This window comes from Rubellimicrobium sp. CFH 75288 (genome assembly GCF_009904055.1).
Lineage (GTDB): Bacteria > Pseudomonadota > Alphaproteobacteria > Rhodobacterales > Rhodobacteraceae > Rubellimicrobium.
Genome location: NZ_WYDP01000005.1, coordinates 78,687 through 94,117, shown reverse-complemented (window position 1 = coordinate 94,117; position 15,431 = coordinate 78,687). Strand labels below are relative to the sequence as shown.

Below are 15,431 nucleotides of genomic sequence, written 5' to 3'. Positions count from 1 at the left end.
CGTCCCCGGCCGCAGGGTCCTAGTTGCCTGAGATGTTTTGTCGGAAACGGAGGCTCCCGTGGCGCCGAGGCTGGCCGTCGAGGGACTGACCCGCGCCTTCGGGGGGCGGACGGTCGTGCGCGACGTCTCGTTCGAGGTCGAGGCGGGGCAGGTGAGCTGCCTGCTGGGGCCCTCGGGCTGCGGCAAGTCCACGACGCTGCGGATCGTGGCCGGAGTGGACCGGCCCGATGCGGGCACGATCCGGGTCGAGGGAAGCCCCGTCGTGGGCGAGGGGGTGCACGTGCCGCCCGAGGCGCGCGGCATCGGGCTGATGTTCCAGGATTTCGCGCTGTTTCCGCATCTGAGCGTGGCCGACAACGTGGCCTTCGGCCTGCCGCGCCGGATGGCCGGTCGGGCGGAGCGGGTGCGCGACCTGCTGGCGCGGGTCAACATGGAGCGCCACGCCGACGCCCTGCCCCATCAGCTGTCGGGGGGCGAGCAGCAGCGCGTGGCGCTGGCGCGCGCGCTCGCCCCCCGGCCGCGCATCCTGCTGATGGACGAGCCCTTCTCGGGGCTCGACGGGCGGCTGCGCGACGAGATCCGCGACGAGACGCTGGCCGTGCTCAAGGCGGAGGGCGCGGCGGTCCTTCTCGTCACCCACGACCCGGCCGAGGCGATGCGGATGGCGGACGAGATCCTGCTGATGCGCGACGGCGCGATCGTCCAGCGCGGCGCGCCCTACACGATCTACAACAACCCCGTGGACCTGCGCGCGGCGGCCTTCTTCTCGGACCTGAACGTCATCCGCGGCGTGGTGCGGGGCGCATTGACCGAAACGCCGTTCGGCCCCTTTCTCGCCCCCGGCCTGCCCGACGGCACGGAGGTGGACATCGCGATCCGGCCCCAGCATCTGGCGCTCGACTTCGACCGCGGCGGGCGGGGCCCGCGCGAGACGGCGAGCCACGGCGTCGCGGCGCGCGGGGTGGTCGAGCGCGCGCGGTTCATGGGGCACGAGAGCCTGGTGGAGCTGCGCATGGATCATGACGGATCGGTGCTGAAGGCCACCGTGCCCTGGGTCTTCCTGCCGCGGCCGGGCACGCCGCTCTGGATCATGTTCCGGCGCGACCGCTGCTTCGTGTTCCCGCGCGGGGCTGAAGGTGCGGGCCGGGGAGCGGCGCCTGTTCAGGACGCGGCCGCCTGACGGTCGGCGAGGGTGCGGCCCGGCTCGTCGGCGAAGAGCTGCGGCAGGGGGGTGAGCGTCTCGATGAGGTCGGCGCGCAGGTCGGCGAAGCCTTCCGTCGTTTCGCACCAGACGGTGACGGTCCAGACGCGGCCCCAGTAGTCGAGGCGCAGCGGGCGGACCACCCGCAGGGGGGCGGCGGGATCGGCCGGCATCGCCACGCGCAGCTTCTGGCGCGCGCGCAGCGCGGCGCGCAGCGCGGGCAGATGGCGGAAGCCGCGAGAAGCCTCGGCAAAGGCATGAAGCGCGAGCCCCGCCGGTGCGGCGGCCGGCGGCAGCCGCCCCTCGGGCAGGGTGGCGTCGAGCTTGGCCGCGAGGCTGCGCGCGGCGGCGACGAGGTCGGGGTCGCCCCCCCGCTCCACCGCGGCGAGTCCGAGCTGGAGGGCCTCGAGTTCGGGCAGGGTGAGGTTCAGCGGCGGCAGGGTGACTGCGGCGGTGGCGGTGTAGCCGAGTCCGCGTTCGCCAGCGATGGGCACGCCCGAGGCGATCAGCGTGTCCATGTCGCGATAGACGGTGCGGCGGCTCACCCCGAGACGGCGCGCCAGATCCTCGGCCCGGTGCAGCCGGCCGTCGCGGAGAAGCCGCGCGAGAGCGAACAGGCGATCGGTGCGGCGCATGACGGCCCTCCTGACAGGTTTTTGTCACAAAAAGCGACTCCCGTCGCGGCTTCAAGGCGCCTGGACGGTTCCAGAGGCGGGCCGGGGCGATTATCTAGGGGCGGTCAGCAGAGGGAGACACCCCCATGGGACTCGGCAATATCGGCCCGATGGGCCTGCTTCTGATCGCCATCGTCGTCCTGGTCCTGTTCGGGCGCGGCAAGATCGCCTCCATGATGGGCGAGGTCGGCAAGGGCATCACCGCCTTCCGCAAGGGCATGGATGACGGGCGCCGCGAGATCGAGGACGCCAACGCGCAGGTCGCGCGCGACGTGACCCCGCCCGAGGCCGCACCGACCGTCAACCCGGTGCCGCCGGCCGCCGTCCAGCCCGCTCCCGAGCGCGAGCGGGTCTGAGGGCGCCGGTTCGCCGGTGCCGGTCGGCGGAGCGTGACACCGTCCCGTCGGGGACGGGGTGAGGAGGGCGGAGCATGTTCGATCTCGGCTGGACCGAGATGGTCATCATCGGCGTGGTCGCATTGATCGTGGTGGGTCCCAAGGAGCTGCCCGGCCTGTTCCGCGCCGTGGGGCAGATGGTCGGCAAGGCGCGCGGCATGGCGCGCGAGTTCAGCCGCGCCATGGAGGCCGCCGCCGACGAGGCCGGGGTCAAGGAGATCGACCGGACCATCCGCGCGGCCACGCGGCCGATGCAGTATGGCGCCGACCGCCTGCGCGAGGCGGCCCTGGGCGACCGGCCGGGCCGGACCCGCTCCGCGGCCCCCATCCCGCCGGCGGGAACGCCCATCGAGGGCGGCCGCCCCGCTCCCTCCGCCGGAACGGCCACCTCCGCCCTGGCCCAGCAGCGGGCCGAGGAGCGCGCGCGCCGCCTCGAGGAGGCCGCCGCGCGGGGCGCCGCCAGACCCCCGCCGGCCGCGCCGGTTCAGGCCGCGCAGGCGCCCGCTCCGGCGCCGGCCGCGCCCGCGACTCCCCCGGCGACACCCAAGGACGAGACGGCCGCATGAGCGCCAAGCCCCTTCCCGGCGCGGTTCCCGACGAGATCGAGGACAGCTCCGCCCCCCTGATCGAGCATCTGGCCGAACTGCGCACGCGGCTGATCTGGTCGGTGTTGGCCTTTGTGGCGGCCATGCTGGCCTGCTTCTTCGTGTGGCAACCCATCTACGGCTTCCTGACGCGGCCGCTCTGCGTGGCGCTGGAGGCGCGGGGGCAGAACTGCGCGCTGGTCTTCCTGAGCTTGCAGGAAGGGTTTTTCCTGGCCTTCTCCATCTCGATGATGGCGGGGCTCGTCCTGGCCTTTCCGGTCATCTCCTACCAGATGTGGCGCTTCGTGGCGCCGGGACTCTACCGCAGCGAGAAGAACGCCTTTCTGCCCTTCCTGATCGCCTCGCCCTTCATGTTCTTCCTGGGCGCCGGCTTTGCCTATTACATCGTCACGCCGATGGCGTTCTCGTTCTTCCTGACCTTTCAGGACACGGGCACGCTCGCCTCGCCCGAGGCGGCCGAGGCCGCCGCGCGCGAGGCCGGGACCGCGGCCATGGTCTTTCAGGGATCGGCCAAGGCCTATCTCAACCTCACCATGGCCTTCATCGTGGCCTTCGGCCTGTGCTTCCAGCTGCCGGTGCTGCTGACGCTGCTGGGGCGGGCCGGGATCGTGTCGGCGCGCGGGCTCGCGCGGGTGCGCAAGTACGCCCTCGTGGGCATCCTCGTGCTCGCCGCGGTGGCCACGCCGCCCGACGTGATGAGCCAGATCATCCTGTTCCTGGTGGTCTATCCGCTCTACGAGGTGTCCATCTTCCTCGTCCGTCGCAGCGAGCGCGCGCGGGAGGCGCGGCTGCGGGCCGAGGGGGTCCTGGGGCCGAACGAGTCGCTCTACGGCGAGGAGGACGAGGCCGCCGCGGCGGACGGCAAGGCGTGAGCCGCGAGGGGATGGCGGATTCGCTCCGCCGCATCGCCGCCGCGCTGGAGCGGCTGTCGCCGCCCGTCCCGCCGCGTCCCGACCTGTCGGCCGAGGGATATGTCTGGCATCCCCAGCCGGACCGGCTGGAGCCGGTGGAGCGGGTGAGCCGGGTGGATCTGCGCCTGCTGCATGGAGTGGACCGGGCGCGCGACATCCTGCTTGCCAATACCCGGGCCTTCGCCCGCGGCCTGCCGGCCAACAACGCCCTGCTGTGGGGTGCGCGCGGCATGGGCAAGTCGAGCCTCGTCAAGGCGGTCCATGCAGCCGTGGCGGCGGAGATGCCCGGCCTCAAGATCGTGGAGGTCGGCCGCGAGGACCTGCCCACGATCGGCCGCTGTCTGGCGCTGCTGCGGGAGGCGCCGGCGCGCTTCGTGCTGTTCTGCGACGACCTGTCCTTTGCGGGGGACGACCAGCACTACAAGGCGCTCAAGGCCGTGCTCGACGGCGGGATCGAGGGGCGGCCGGAGAACGTGATCCTCTATGCCACCTCCAACCGGCGCCACCTGATGCCGCGCGAGATGATCGAGAACGAGCGGCAGACGGGCATCCACCCCTCGGAGGCGGTGGAGGAGAAGGTCTCGCTGTCGGACCGCTTCGGTCTGTGGCTGGGCTTTCATCCCTGCTCGCAGGACGACTTCCTAGCCATGGTGCGGGCCTACCGGGACGCCTGGGCCATCCCGGTGGACGATGCCACGCTGCGCGCCGAGGCGATCGAGTGGCAGGCCACCCGCGGGGCGCGATCGGGCCGGGTCGCTTGGCAGTTCGTGACCGACTTGGCCGGTCGCCACGGCATCCGCCCCGGTTGAGGACCGAAGGCCCGGGTTCCGAGAAAGGCGAATCGTTCGCGGTTTGTCCGACTGGCGGGACGGGGAGGGGCAGGCTATCGTCGCCCGGCAGATCCGGGTCAACCGGACGCCACGAGGCAGAGGCGGTGCTCCATGACGGACCTGGTTCATGGGACGGTCCCCGCGCGCGCGGCGGACCCGATCCTTCCGCGATGGTGGCGAACCATCGACAAGGGCGCCCTGTCCTGCGTCATGGGATTGTTCGGAATCGGCCTCCTGCTAGGGCTGGCGGCCTCGCCGCCCCTGGCGGCACGCAACGGCCTCGACCCCTTCCACTATGTCGCGCGGCAGGCGGCCTTCGGGCTTCTGGCGATCGCGGTGCTGCTGGTCTTTTCGATGATGTCGCCGCGGCAGGTCCGGCGTCTGGCCGTCCTCGGGTTCGGCCTGAGCTTCGTGGCGCTGGCGCTGCTGCCCTTTCTCGGGACGGATTTCGGCAAGGGCGCGGTGCGCTGGTACTCGCTGGGCTTCGCGTCGTTCCAGCCGTCCGAGTTCCTCAAGCCCTGCTTTGTCGTGCTCTGCGCCTGGCTCATGGCCGGGGCGCAGGATCCGCACGGCCCGCCGGGGCGGCTGTGGAGCTTCGCCATCGCGGTCGTGGTGGTGGCCATGCTGGCGCTCCAGCCCGATTTCGGGCAGGCGGCGCTGGTGCTGTTCTCGTGGGGGGTGATGTACTTCGTCGCCGGAGCGCCGATGACGCTTCTGCTGACCCTGGCGGGGATCGTGTTCTTTGCCGGAACGCTGGCCTACGAGCGTTCGGAGCATTTCGCGCGGCGCATCGACGGGTTCCTGTCGCCGGATGTCGATCCGCGCACCCAGATCGGCTATGCGACCAACGCGATCCGCGAGGGCGGCTTCTTCGGCGTGGGCGTGGGCGAGGGCTCGGTCAAGTGGTCGCTGCCCGATGCGCATACCGACTTCATCATCGCGGTGGCGGCCGAGGAATACGGCCTCGTCCTCGTGCTTCTCATCATCGTGCTCTATGCCTGGGTCGTCGTGGGCTCGCTCGGCCGGCTGCTGCGCGAGCGCGATCCGTTCATCCGCCTGGCGGGGACCGGGCTGGCCTGCGTGTTCGGCGTGCAGGCGATGATCAACATGGGCGTGGCGGTGCGGCTGCTGCCCGCCAAGGGCATGACGCTGCCCTTCGTGAGCTACGGAGGCTCCTCGCTGATCGCGGGCGGCATCGCCGTGGGCATGCTTCTGGCGATGACGCGGACGCGGCCGCAGGGACAGATCCGCGACATCCTGGGGACCCGGCGGTGAGCGCGCGGGCGGCAGAGGCGCCCCGCCTCGTGGTCGCGGCGGGCGGCACGGGGGGGCACATGTTCCCCGCCCAGGCCCTGGCCGAGGCGATGCTGGCGCGGGGCTGGCGCGTGACGCTGAGCACCGACGAGCGGGGCGCGCGCTATGCGGACGGGTTCCCCCCCGAGGTCGTGCGCGAGGTGGTGGCCTCGGCCACGCCGGCGCGGGGCGGCGTGGCGGCCCGGGCGCTGGTGCCGCTGCGCGTCGGCCGCGGTGTGGCCTCGGCCTATCTGCGGGCCGGACGCGACCGGCCCGCCGTCGTTGCGGGCTTCGGAGGCTATCCCAGCATCCCCGCCCTGACGGCGGCCGTCCTGCGCGGCCTGCCGAGCCTGATCCACGAGCAGAACGGCGTCCTGGGCCGGGTCAACCGCGCCTTCGCGCGCCGCGTGGGCGCGGTGGCCTGCGGGACCTGGCCCACCGACCTGCCGGGCGACGTGGAGGGCGTCTATGTCGGCAACCCGGTCCGGAGCAGCGTGCGGGCCCGGGCGGCCTCGCCCTACCGGCCGCCAGACGAGGCGGCCGAGATCCACGTCCTCAGCATCGGCGGCAGCCAGGGGGCGCGGGCGCTGTCGGATCTCGTGCCGCCCGCGCTCGCGGCCCTGCCCATGGACGTGCGGCGGCGGCTGCGCGTGAGCCATCAGGCGCGCGAGGAGGACCGCGCGCGCGTGGAGGCCTTCTATGCCGCCGAGCACATCGCGGCCGAGGTGCGCCCCTTCTTCGACGACGTGCCCGAGCGCATGGTCCGGGCGCAGCTGGTGGTGGCGCGCGCCGGGGCCTCCACGATCGCGGACCTGTGCGCGATCGGCCGGCCGGCGATCCTGATCCCCTATCCGCACGCCGCGGCCGACCACCAGACCGCCAATGCCCGCGGTCCCGCCGCCGCCGGCGCGGCCGAGGTGCTGGCCGAGGCGGGCCTGTCGGTGGACGCCCTGGCCGAGCGGGTGGCGGCGATCCTCCTCGAGCCCGAACGGGCCGAGCGGATGGCGCGGGCCGCCGCCGCCCTGGGCCGCCCGGACGCAGCGGAAGCGCTCGCGGCGCTTGTGGAGCGGCTGGCCGCGGGCGAAGGGAGGGGCCTTTCGTGAAGGACGGAGACGCGCCGATGCAGAGGCCCACCATGCTGCCCCAGGATGTGGGGCCCATCCACTTCGTCGGCATCGGCGGGATCGGCATGTCCGGCATCGCCGAGGTGCTGCTGACGCTGGGCTATACCGTCCGCGGGTCGGACGCGCGCGAGAACGACAACACCGCCCGGCTGCGCCGGCTGGGGGCCGAGATCTGGATCGGTCAGGCGGCCGAGAACCTGGAGGGCGCGGAGGTGGTGGTCGTCTCCTCGGCCATCAAGCCGGGCAACCCGGAACTGGATGCGGCGCGGGCGCGCGGCCTGCCCGTCGTGCGCCGCGCCGAGATGCTGGCCGAACTCATGCGGCTGAAGTCCAACGTCGCCGTCGCGGGCACCCACGGCAAGACCACCACCACGACCATGGTGGCCAAGCTGCTGGAGGCCGGGGGCATGGACCCCACGGTGGTCAACGGGGGCATCATCCGCTCCTACGGCTCCACGAGCCGGATCGGCGGGGGCGAGTGGATGGTGGTCGAGGCCGACGAGAGCGACGGCACCTTCAACCGGCTGCCCGCCACCGTCGCCATCGTCACCAACATCGACCCCGAGCACATGGAACACTGGGGCAGCGTCGAGAACCTGCGACGCGGCTTCCACGAGTTCGTGTCCAAGATCCCGTTCTACGGCCTTGCGGTCTGCTGCACGGACCACCCGGAGGTGCAGGCGCTGGTGGGACGCATCACCGACCGGCGCGTGCGCACCTTCGGCTTCAACGCGCAGGCGGACGTCCGCGCAAGCCGGCCGACCTACAAGGCGGGGGTGGCGCATTTCGACGTGGCGCTGCAGGCCGAGGGGGACCGGATCGAGGGCCTGACCCTGCCCATGCCGGGCGACCACAACGTGTCCAACGCGCTCGCCGCGATCGCGGTCGCGCGCCATCTGGGCATCCCCAAGGACGTGATCCGCGACGCGCTGGCCGCCTTCGAGAGCCCGGCGCGCCGGTTCACCCGCGTGGGCGAGGCGGGAGGCGTGGAGGTGATCGACGATTACGGCCATCACCCGGTCGAGATCGCGGCCGTCCTGCGCGCCGCGCGGCAGGCCATCGAGGGGCGCGAGGGCGCGCGCGTGATCGCCATCCACCAGCCTCACCGGTTCACGCGCCTCCATCACCTCTTCGAGGAGTTCTGCACCTGCTTCAACGAGGCGGACGTGGTGGGCATCGCCGATGTCTATGCCGCGGGCGAGGAGCCGATCCCGGGGGCGGGGCGGGACGATCTGGTGGCGGGGCTGATCCGGCACGGCCACCGCCACGCCCGCGCCGTGCACGGCGAGGACGACCTGCTGCGCCTGGTGCGGGAACAGGCGCGGGCGGGCGACCTCGTCGTGTGCCTGGGCGCGGGCAGCATCACCCAGTGGGCTCAGGCCCTGCCCGAGCGGCTGCGCAGGGTGCAGGGCGGATAGGAAGGGGAGGGCGGGCATGGCGCCATCGCTTGTGGCGGGCTGTCTCTGGATCGTGACGGCGGCGCTCGTGGCTCTTCTGCCATGGCGCCGGCAGATCGGGCCGGGTCTGGTTCTGGCCGCGGCGGCACCCCCGGTGCTGCTGTGGATCGGCGCGGAGGCGGGCTGGGCTGCTGCGGCGCTGGGCCTTCTGGCCGTCCTGTCGATGATGCGTCGCCCGCTGGCCGGGGCCCTGCGCGGCCTCCGGCGGACGGAGGCCGGGGCATGAGCGCCGCGGCCGTTGCCACGCTGCTGTGGTTCGTGGGCGCCAACGTGCTGGCGATGATCCCGTCGCGGGACCACCACCGGACGCGGGCCTGCCTGCTGATCGTGGTGGGGGTTCCGCTTCTGGGCTGGCTCACGGTGGCGGAGGGGCCGGTCTGGGGCCTCCTGGCCCTGGCCGGGGGCGCATCGGTGCTGCGCTGGCCGCTCATCCAGCTGGGGCGCCGCCTTCTGGGGCGGCCCGGAACAGGCGCCGCCGCACGGCGCGAACCGGCGGAGTAGGCCCTGGACGCGGGGGCCCTGCGCGCGCTGCTGATCGCGCTGCTGCCCCTCTCCCTGGGGATCGGGTTCGGCTGGCTCTGCGGCCGGCGGGGCTGGCGCCTCGCGGGGATCGCGGCGGGGGCGGCGCTGCTGGGGATGCTGGCCCTGCTGCTGGTGCGCGCCCGGGGCACAACCGAGGGGATGCGGGCCCTCGCCGATTTCGTGACGGCGCTCGTGCTCGTCTTTCCTGCGCTGGTCGGTCTCTGTATCGGAGGGGCGGCAGGATGGATCGCGCGGCGGAGGCGGCATGGACGGTGAAGGCGGCAGGATGCGCTGGCCGCCCCTGCGGGGGAGCCTGAGCGAGGGGCGGGTGCTGGCGGACCTGACCTGGCTGCGGGTGGGCGGGCCGGCCGACGCGCTGGTCCAGCCCGCCGACGAGGCCGACCTCGCGGCCTTTCTGGGCGCCCTGCCGCCGGAGGTGCCGGTGTTTCCGATGGGCGTGGGCTCCAACCTGATCGTGCGCGACGGCGGCATCCGGGGCGCGGTGATCCGGCTGGGCCGCGGGTTCAACGCCATCGCGATCGAGGGGGGGCGCGTGCGCGCGGGCGCGGCGGCGCTCGATGCGCATGTGGCGCGCCGCGCGGCCGAGGCGGGGCTGGACCTGACCTTTCTGCGCACGATCCCCGGCACGATCGGCGGCGCGGTGCGGATGAACGCCGGCTGCTACGGCGCCTATGTGGCGGACGTCCTGGTGGAGGTGCGCGCGGTGCTGCGCGACGGAACGGTGGCCACCATCCCGGCCGCCGACCTGCGCCTGGCCTACCGCACGAGCGAGCTGCCCCCCGGCGCCGTGGTGACGGAGGCCGTGCTGGCCCCGCCCGCAGGCGACCCCGCGGCGCTGGCCGCGCGGATGGAGGAGCAGGTCGCGCGGCGCGACGCCACCCAGCCCGTCAGGGACCGCACGGCGGGATCGACCTTCCGCAACCCGGCGGGGTTCTCCTCGACCGGGCGGGCGGACGACGTGCACGACCTCAAGGCGTGGAAGCTGATCGAGGCGGCGGGGATGCGCGGCGCGCGGCTGGGCGGCGCCGTGATGAACCCGATGCACGCCAACTTCCTCACCAATGCGGGGGGCGCGACGGCGGCGGAGCTCGAGGCGCTGGGCGAGGCGGTGAGAAAGGCGGTTTACGATCACGCGGGCCTCACGCTAGAGTGGGAAATCATGCGGGTCGGCGAACCCGCCTGAGGGGCAGGACGGGCCGAACGGCCCGCATGTGGGGCAGATTCAGGCATGCCGGGCAGGGCAGGTCCGAGAGTTGCCGTCCTGATGGGCGGCCCGTCGGCGGAGCGCGAGGTGTCGCTGTCCTCGGGGCGCGGCTGCGCGGCGGCCCTGCGGGAGGCCGGCTACGACGTCGTGGAGATCGACGCGGGCCCCGACCTGCCCGAGCGGCTGCGCGAGGCGGCGCCCGACGTGGCCTTCAACGCGCTGCATGGCCGCTGGGGCGAGGACGGCTGCGTGCAGGGGATGCTGGAATGGCTGCGCATCCCCTATACCCATTCGGGGGTGCTGGCCTCGGCGCTGGCGATGGACAAGGGGCGCGCCAAGGACGTCTTCCGCGCCGCCGGACTGCCCGTGGCCGAGAGCCGGATCGTGCCCCGCGAGGAAGCCGAGGCCGCCCATATCCTGCCGCCGCCCTATGTGGTCAAGCCCAACAACGAGGGCTCCTCGGTCGGCATCCACATCGTGGCCGAGGGGGCGAACCGGCCCCCCGTGCTCGGCCCCTCCATGCCGGCGGAGGTCATGGTGGAGGCCTATGCGCCGGGGCGCGAGCTGACCGTGGCGGTGCTGGGCGACCGGCCGCTGGCGGTGACGGACATCCTGACGGAGGGCTGGTACGACTGGGAGGCCAAGTACGCGCCCGGCGGGTCGCGCCACGTGATCCCGGCCGAGATCCCGCCGGAGGTGGAGGCGGCCTGCCTGCGCATGGCGCTGGCGGCGCACCGGGCGCTGGGCTGCCGGGGGCTGACGCGGACCGACTTCCGCTGGGACGAGGGGCGGGGGCTGGACGGGCTGGTGGTGCTGGAGCTGAACACCCAGCCGGGGATGACGCCCACCTCGCTCGCGCCCGAGCAGGCGGCGGCGGCGGGGATGGACTTTCCGGCCCTGTGCCGCTGGATCGTGGAGGATGCCGGATGCGGACGCTGATCCTGCTGTGGCGCCTCACGTTGCCGTCGCTGCGGCGTCAGCCGCCTGCGGTGCCGGCGGGGATGCGGCGCGACCCGGCCCCCACGCTCTGGTCCTATCGCTACCAGCGGCTGATGCTGACCCCGTTCTACCGCCGCCTGGTGCGGGTGGGGCTGCCCGCCGCCGGCATGGCGGTGGCCTCCGCGCTGTGGCTGTCGGCCGACGCCAACCGGGCCTGGCTGGCCGAGCGGGCCGACGCGCTCCGGGACGCGCTCTACCAGCGGCCCGAATTCCTCGTCCACGACGTCGAGGTGACGGGGGCGGACCGCGCGCTCGCCGTGGCGATCCACGGCATCGTCGATCTGGAATTCCCGGTCTCCTCCTTCGACATCGACCTGCCGGCGCTGCGGGCGGCGGTGGCGGCGCTGACGGCGGTGCGCACCGTCGAGGCCGAGGTGGAGCCCGGCGGCCTGCTGCGCATCAAGGTCACCCAGCGCGTCCCGGTCGCCGTGTGGCGCTATGCCGACGGTCTCCGCCTGATCGATTCCGAGGGCGTGATGACGGGCATGATCGCCTCGCGCTCGGACCGCGCGGACCTGCCGCTGATCGCCGGCGACGGCGCCAAGGAGGCCATCGGCGAGGCGCTGGCCCTGTTCGCGGCCGCGGCCCCCATCGCGCCGCGCGTGCGCGGCCTCGTGCGGATGGGCGAGCGGCGCTGGGACATGGTGCTGGACGGGGACCTGCGCATCCTCTTGCCCGAACGCGATCCCGTCCCCGCGCTCGAGCGCGTCCTCGCGCTGCACGAGGCGCAGGACATGCTCGACCGCGACCTGGCCCTGGTGGACATGCGGCTGGGCGCGCGCCCGACCCTGCGGCTCAACCAGCCTGCGCTCAACGTCCTGCGGACCGCGGCCGCAGCCAGCGCGGCGGGCGTTCCCGCCGCCCCGATCGAGGAGGAGCACTGACCCCGATGCGCCCGCTCTACCAGTCCCAGCGCATGATGCGCGACCTGCGCCGCGCAGCGCTTCAGCGCGGCGTCATCGCCATCCTCGATCTGGGCACGACCAAGACCGCCTGCCTGATCCTGCGGTTCGACGGGCCCGAAGGATCGGCCGCCGACGGCGTGGGCCCCATGGCGGGGCAGTCGCGCTTCCGCGTGATCGGTGCGGCGGTGACGCGTTCGCGCGGGATGCGTCTGGGCGAGGTCGATTCCGCCATCGAGGCCGAGCGCGCCATCCGCACGGCCGTGCAGGCCGCGCAGAAGACGGCGCAGGTGCGCGTGGACCACGTCATCGCCTGCTTCTCGGGCGCCCGCCCCGAGAGCTTCGCGCTGAGCGGCGAGGCGGAGGTGGAAGGGCAGGCCGTCACCGGCGGCGATATCGGCCGCGCGCTGGCCGCCTGTGCGATGCCGGAGATCGGGGCCGGCCGCGAGGTGCTCCATGCCCAGCCCGTCAACTTCGCGCTCGACCATCGCAGCGCCGTGTCCGACCCGCGCGGGCAGGCGGGCCGGATGCTGTCCACCGACGTGCACCTTCTGGCCGTGGACGGGGCGGTGGTGGACACGGTCCTCCAGTGCCTCAAGCGCTGCGATCTCGAATGCGCGGGACTGGCCTCCTCGGCCTACGTCTCGGGTCTTGCCAGCCTCGTGGAGGACGAACAGGAACTCGGCGCGGTCTGCATCGACATGGGCGGCGGGTCCACGGGGCTGTCGGTCTTCATCCGCAAGCACATGATCCATGCCGATTCCGTGCGTCTGGGCGGCGATCATGTGACCGCCGACATCTCCATGGGCCTTCAGGTGTCCACCGCCACGGCCGAGCGTCTCAAGACGCTCCACGGCGGCGTGGTCGCGACGGGGCGCGACGACCGCGAGCTTCTGCCGCTCGATGCCGATACCGGCGACTGGGAGCACGACCGCCGCACCGTGAGCCGCACGGAGCTGATCGGGATCATGCGTCCGCGCGTCGAGGAGATCCTGGAGGAGGTGCGCGCGCGGCTGGATGCGGCCGGCTTCGACCATCTCCCCTCGCAGAGCATCGTGCTGACCGGCGGGGGATCGCTGATCCCCGGTCTCGACGGGCTGGCCAGCCGCATCCTGGGGCAGCGGGTGCGGATGGGCCGCCCGCTGCGAGTGCAGGGCCTGCCTCAGCCGGCCACGGGAGCGGCCTTCTCGGCCGCGGTGGGCCTGTCGCTGTTTGCGGCCAATCCGCAGGACGAATGGTGGGATTTCGAGGCGCCGCCCGACCGGGCCGGGGCGCGGTCGCTGCGGCGGGCCGTCCGCTGGTTCCGGGAGAACTGGTGATGCGCGGGGTCCCGCCGATCGGGGCGGCACACCGATTCGCCCCTTGCCAAAAGATCGCGCGATGGTGACGGGAGAAGAGTTTAGGGCGTGACGAGGGCGCAACACGCCAGTAGAGTCGATGCAACCGTCAGCGAAGTCCCGGCCCCGTGGCCGGAACGCCGACCGACGGCGGCCGATGGACAGCGGCACAGAGAAACGGACAAACAGGCGGACAGCGCGATGGCTCTCAATCTCTCCCTCCCCGGTCAGGAGGAGCTCAAGCCCCGGATCACGGTGTTCGGCGTGGGCGGTGCCGGCGGCAACGCGGTCAACAACATGATCGAGAAGCAGCTCGACGGTGTCGAGTTCGTCGTCGCCAACACGGATGCCCAGGCGCTCAAGCAGTCGCATGCGCCGGCCAAGATCCAGATGGGGGTCAAGGTCACCGAGGGGCTGGGGGCGGGGGCGCGGCCCTCGGTGGGAGCGGCCGCGGCCGAGGAATCGATCCAGCAGATCGTCGATCACCTGGCCGGGGCGCACATGTGCTTCATCACCGCCGGCATGGGCGGGGGAACGGGCACCGGCGCGGCCCCGGTGATCGCGCAGGCCGCGCGCGAGCTGGGCGTGCTGACCGTGGGCGTGGTGACCAAGCCCTTCCAGTTCGAGGGCGGCAAGCGGATGCGGCAGGCCGAGGAAGGCATCGAGGCCCTCCAGAAGCATGTCGATACCCTCATCATCATCCCCAACCAGAACCTGTTCCGCCTGGCCAACGAGAACACCACCTTCACGGAGGCCTTCGCGCTGGCCGACGACGTGCTCTATCAGGGCGTCAAGGGCGTGACCGACCTGATGGTGCGGCCGGGGCTGATCAACCTCGACTTCGCCGACGTCCGCGCGGTGATGGACGAGATGGGCAAGGCGATGATGGGCACGGGCGAGGCCGAGGGCCAGGACCGCGCCACCCATGCCGCCGAGAAGGCGATCGCCAACCCGCTTCTGGACGAGATCAGCCTCAACGGCGCCAAGGGCGTGCTGATCAACATCACCGGCGGCTACGACCTGACGCTGTTCGAGCTCGACGAGGCGGCCAACATCATCCGCGAGAAGGTGGACCCCGAGGCCAACATCATCGTCGGCTCCACGCTCGATCCCGACATGGGCGGGCGGATGCGGGTGTCGGTGGTGGCGACGGGGATCGACGCATCGGCGAGCCGGGCCGAGACCCCGCTGCCGCGGCGGTCCATGTCCGCCCCCCTGCGCGAGCGCGTGAGCCTGGAGGAGCCGGCCGCCGCGCCTGCCCCCCGTCCCTCCGCGCCCAAGCCCGCCTTCCAGCCGGCCGCCCGCCAGCCGCAGCCCGTCGCCCGGGTCGCCCAGCAGCCTGCGCCGCAACCGGCCTCTCCGGCGCCTGCCCGGGCGGCCGCCGCTGCGCCCGCCGTGCCGCGCCAGCCCGAGCCGGAACCGGCCGTGTTCGAGGCGCACCATTTCGACGGGATCGGCACCCCGCCGGTCGACGACTTTGCCGATATCGAACAGGCCCTCGCCGATGACGGGATGCCGCCGCCCGCCTACCAGCCCCAGCCTGCCCCCGCCGCCCAGGCGCCGCAACCCCCGGCCGGGCGCCCGGCCGCCGGCACCCCCACGCCCGAGGCGGTTGCGCGCCTGCGCACCCTCATGGCCCAGCGCGCCCAGGAGGCGCGCCAGACCGCTCCGGCCGAGCCCGTCCGGCCCGAACCGGCTGCGCGCCAGCCGGCGCCCGAGCGGCGGGGCGGCGGGCTGGGCCTGTCCTCGCTCATCCACCGGATGACCGGCCAGAGCGCAGAGGCGGCAGCGCCCGCCCCTGCAGCCCCGCGTCCGGCGCCCCGCGCCGAGACGCCAACCGATCCGGACGCCGAGCGGGCCGACATTCCCGCCTTCCTGCGCCGTCAGGCCAACTGATCGCAACCCCTTCGCGGTCTCCGGGGGCCGCCCGTCCGGGCGGCCCGTCCGCTCGGGCGC

At 73.3% G+C, this 15,431-nt stretch carries 17 protein-coding genes; 16 read left to right on the top strand and 1 reads right to left on the bottom strand.

The genetic code is table 11. The annotated features are described in order from the left end of the window. Positions 1-58: 58 nt before the first annotated feature. On the top strand, positions 59-1,180 hold the full coding sequence (locus GT358_RS06190) for an ABC transporter ATP-binding protein (RefSeq protein WP_371416234.1): 1,122 nt from the start codon (positions 59-61) through the stop codon (positions 1,178-1,180). Here the strand turns inward: GT358_RS06190 and GT358_RS06185 are convergent. Then, the gene (locus tag GT358_RS06185) at positions 1,162-1,836 is read right to left on the bottom strand and encodes a YafY family protein (RefSeq protein WP_166581728.1); all 675 of its coding nucleotides are present in this window, start codon (positions 1,834-1,836) and stop codon (positions 1,162-1,164) included. The genes GT358_RS06190 and GT358_RS06185 overlap by 19 nt on opposite strands. Positions 1,837-1,961: 125 nt before the next feature. Between GT358_RS06185 and GT358_RS06180 the strand changes: the two genes are divergently transcribed. From GT358_RS06180 to ftsZ, 15 genes are all read left to right on the top strand, one after another. Next, on the top strand, positions 1,962-2,231 hold the full coding sequence (locus tag GT358_RS06180; RefSeq protein WP_166581727.1) for a twin-arginine translocase TatA/TatE family subunit: 270 nt from the start codon (positions 1,962-1,964) through the stop codon (positions 2,229-2,231). Between the two features lie 74 nt (positions 2,232-2,305). After that, positions 2,306-2,836 carry a Sec-independent protein translocase protein TatB gene (gene tatB / locus GT358_RS06175; RefSeq protein ID WP_166581726.1) on the top strand — a complete coding sequence of 177 codons (531 nt, stop codon included), beginning with the start codon at positions 2,306-2,308 and terminating at the stop codon, positions 2,834-2,836. After that, a complete protein-coding gene (gene tatC / locus GT358_RS06170) occupies positions 2,833-3,747 on the top strand; it encodes a twin-arginine translocase subunit TatC (RefSeq protein WP_166581725.1) in 915 nt (304 codons plus the stop codon). Before tatB ends, tatC begins: the two co-directional genes overlap by 4 nt. Before the next feature lie 11 nt (positions 3,748-3,758). Next, on the top strand, positions 3,759-4,595 hold the full coding sequence (locus GT358_RS06165) for an ATP-binding protein (protein ID WP_166582025.1): 837 nt from the start codon (positions 3,759-3,761) through the stop codon (positions 4,593-4,595). A gap of 132 nt (positions 4,596-4,727) precedes the next feature. Then, the gene (gene ftsW, locus GT358_RS06160; RefSeq protein ID WP_166581724.1) at positions 4,728-5,891 is read left to right on the top strand and encodes a putative lipid II flippase FtsW; all 1,164 of its coding nucleotides are present in this window, start codon (positions 4,728-4,730) and stop codon (positions 5,889-5,891) included. Continuing rightward, a complete protein-coding gene (locus tag GT358_RS06155) occupies positions 5,888-7,012 on the top strand; it encodes a UDP-N-acetylglucosamine--N-acetylmuramyl-(pentapeptide) pyrophosphoryl-undecaprenol N-acetylglucosamine transferase (RefSeq protein WP_166581723.1) in 1,125 nt (374 codons plus the stop codon). The genes ftsW and GT358_RS06155 overlap by 4 nt, the downstream gene beginning before the upstream one ends. A 17-nt stretch (positions 7,013-7,029) precedes the next feature. Beyond that, a complete protein-coding gene (murC, locus tag GT358_RS06150; RefSeq protein ID WP_166581722.1) occupies positions 7,030-8,451 on the top strand; it encodes a UDP-N-acetylmuramate--L-alanine ligase in 1,422 nt (473 codons plus the stop codon). Positions 8,452-8,467: 16 nt separating this feature from the next. Next, complete coding sequence (locus tag GT358_RS06145; RefSeq protein WP_166581721.1) at positions 8,468-8,716, top strand: DUF2484 family protein; 249 nt, start codon at positions 8,468-8,470, stop codon at positions 8,714-8,716. Continuing rightward, a complete protein-coding gene (locus tag GT358_RS06140; protein WP_166581720.1) occupies positions 8,713-8,991 on the top strand; it encodes a DUF2484 family protein in 279 nt (92 codons plus the stop codon). The genes GT358_RS06145 and GT358_RS06140 overlap by 4 nt, the downstream gene beginning before the upstream one ends. Before the next feature lie 135 nt (positions 8,992-9,126). Then, positions 9,127-9,288, top strand: coding sequence for a hypothetical protein (locus tag GT358_RS06135; protein ID WP_166581719.1), 162 nt, complete (start codon positions 9,127-9,129; stop codon positions 9,286-9,288). A gap of 10 nt (positions 9,289-9,298) precedes the next feature. Continuing rightward, positions 9,299-10,216, top strand: coding sequence for a UDP-N-acetylmuramate dehydrogenase (gene murB, locus GT358_RS06130; protein WP_166581718.1), 918 nt, complete (start codon positions 9,299-9,301; stop codon positions 10,214-10,216). Positions 10,217-10,261: 45 nt separating this feature from the next. Beyond that, positions 10,262-11,176, top strand: coding sequence for a D-alanine--D-alanine ligase (locus GT358_RS06125; RefSeq protein WP_166581717.1), 915 nt, complete (start codon positions 10,262-10,264; stop codon positions 11,174-11,176). After that, positions 11,164-12,120, top strand: a complete 957-nt coding sequence (locus tag GT358_RS06120) for a cell division protein FtsQ/DivIB (protein ID WP_166581716.1) — start codon at positions 11,164-11,166, stop codon at positions 12,118-12,120. The genes GT358_RS06125 and GT358_RS06120 overlap by 13 nt, the downstream gene beginning before the upstream one ends. A gap of 5 nt (positions 12,121-12,125) precedes the next feature. Further along, positions 12,126-13,457 (top strand): cell division protein FtsA, encoded by a 1,332-nt coding sequence (gene ftsA / locus GT358_RS06115; RefSeq protein ID WP_166581715.1) that lies wholly within the window; start codon positions 12,126-12,128, stop codon positions 13,455-13,457. A gap of 219 nt (positions 13,458-13,676) precedes the next feature. Then, positions 13,677-15,371, top strand: coding sequence for a cell division protein FtsZ (ftsZ, locus tag GT358_RS06110; RefSeq protein ID WP_166581714.1), 1,695 nt, complete (start codon positions 13,677-13,679; stop codon positions 15,369-15,371). The last annotated feature ends 60 nt before the right edge of the window (positions 15,372-15,431 follow it).

Bases quoted from the DNA above. Each gene is read 5' to 3' on its own strand.
- GT358_RS06120 (WP_166581716.1), top strand. From the start codon at position 11,164: ATGCGGACGCTGATCCTGCTGTGGCGCCTCACGTTGCCGTCGCTGCGG.
- ftsW (WP_166581724.1), top strand. From the start codon at position 4,728: ATGACGGACCTGGTTCATGGGACGGTCCCCGCGCGCGCGGCGGACCCG.
- GT358_RS06185 (WP_166581728.1), bottom strand. From the start codon at position 1,836: ATGCGCCGCACCGATCGCCTGTTCGCTCTCGCGCGGCTTCTCCGCGAC.
- murB (WP_166581718.1), top strand. From the start codon at position 9,299: ATGCGCTGGCCGCCCCTGCGGGGGAGCCTGAGCGAGGGGCGGGTGCTG.
- GT358_RS06140 (WP_166581720.1), top strand. From the start codon at position 8,713: ATGAGCGCCGCGGCCGTTGCCACGCTGCTGTGGTTCGTGGGCGCCAAC.
- ftsA (WP_166581715.1), top strand. From the start codon at position 12,126: ATGCGCCCGCTCTACCAGTCCCAGCGCATGATGCGCGACCTGCGCCGC.
- GT358_RS06135 (WP_166581719.1), top strand. From the start codon at position 9,127: ATGCTGGCCCTGCTGCTGGTGCGCGCCCGGGGCACAACCGAGGGGATG.
- GT358_RS06165 (WP_166582025.1), top strand. From the start codon at position 3,759: ATGGCGGATTCGCTCCGCCGCATCGCCGCCGCGCTGGAGCGGCTGTCG.
- ftsZ (WP_166581714.1), top strand. From the start codon at position 13,677: ATGGCTCTCAATCTCTCCCTCCCCGGTCAGGAGGAGCTCAAGCCCCGG.
- tatB (WP_166581726.1), top strand. From the start codon at position 2,306: ATGTTCGATCTCGGCTGGACCGAGATGGTCATCATCGGCGTGGTCGCA.
- tatC (WP_166581725.1), top strand. From the start codon at position 2,833: ATGAGCGCCAAGCCCCTTCCCGGCGCGGTTCCCGACGAGATCGAGGAC.
- GT358_RS06145 (WP_166581721.1), top strand. From the start codon at position 8,468: ATGGCGCCATCGCTTGTGGCGGGCTGTCTCTGGATCGTGACGGCGGCG.
- GT358_RS06180 (WP_166581727.1), top strand. From the start codon at position 1,962: ATGGGACTCGGCAATATCGGCCCGATGGGCCTGCTTCTGATCGCCATC.
- GT358_RS06125 (WP_166581717.1), top strand. From the start codon at position 10,262: ATGCCGGGCAGGGCAGGTCCGAGAGTTGCCGTCCTGATGGGCGGCCCG.
- murC (WP_166581722.1), top strand. From the start codon at position 7,030: ATGCAGAGGCCCACCATGCTGCCCCAGGATGTGGGGCCCATCCACTTC.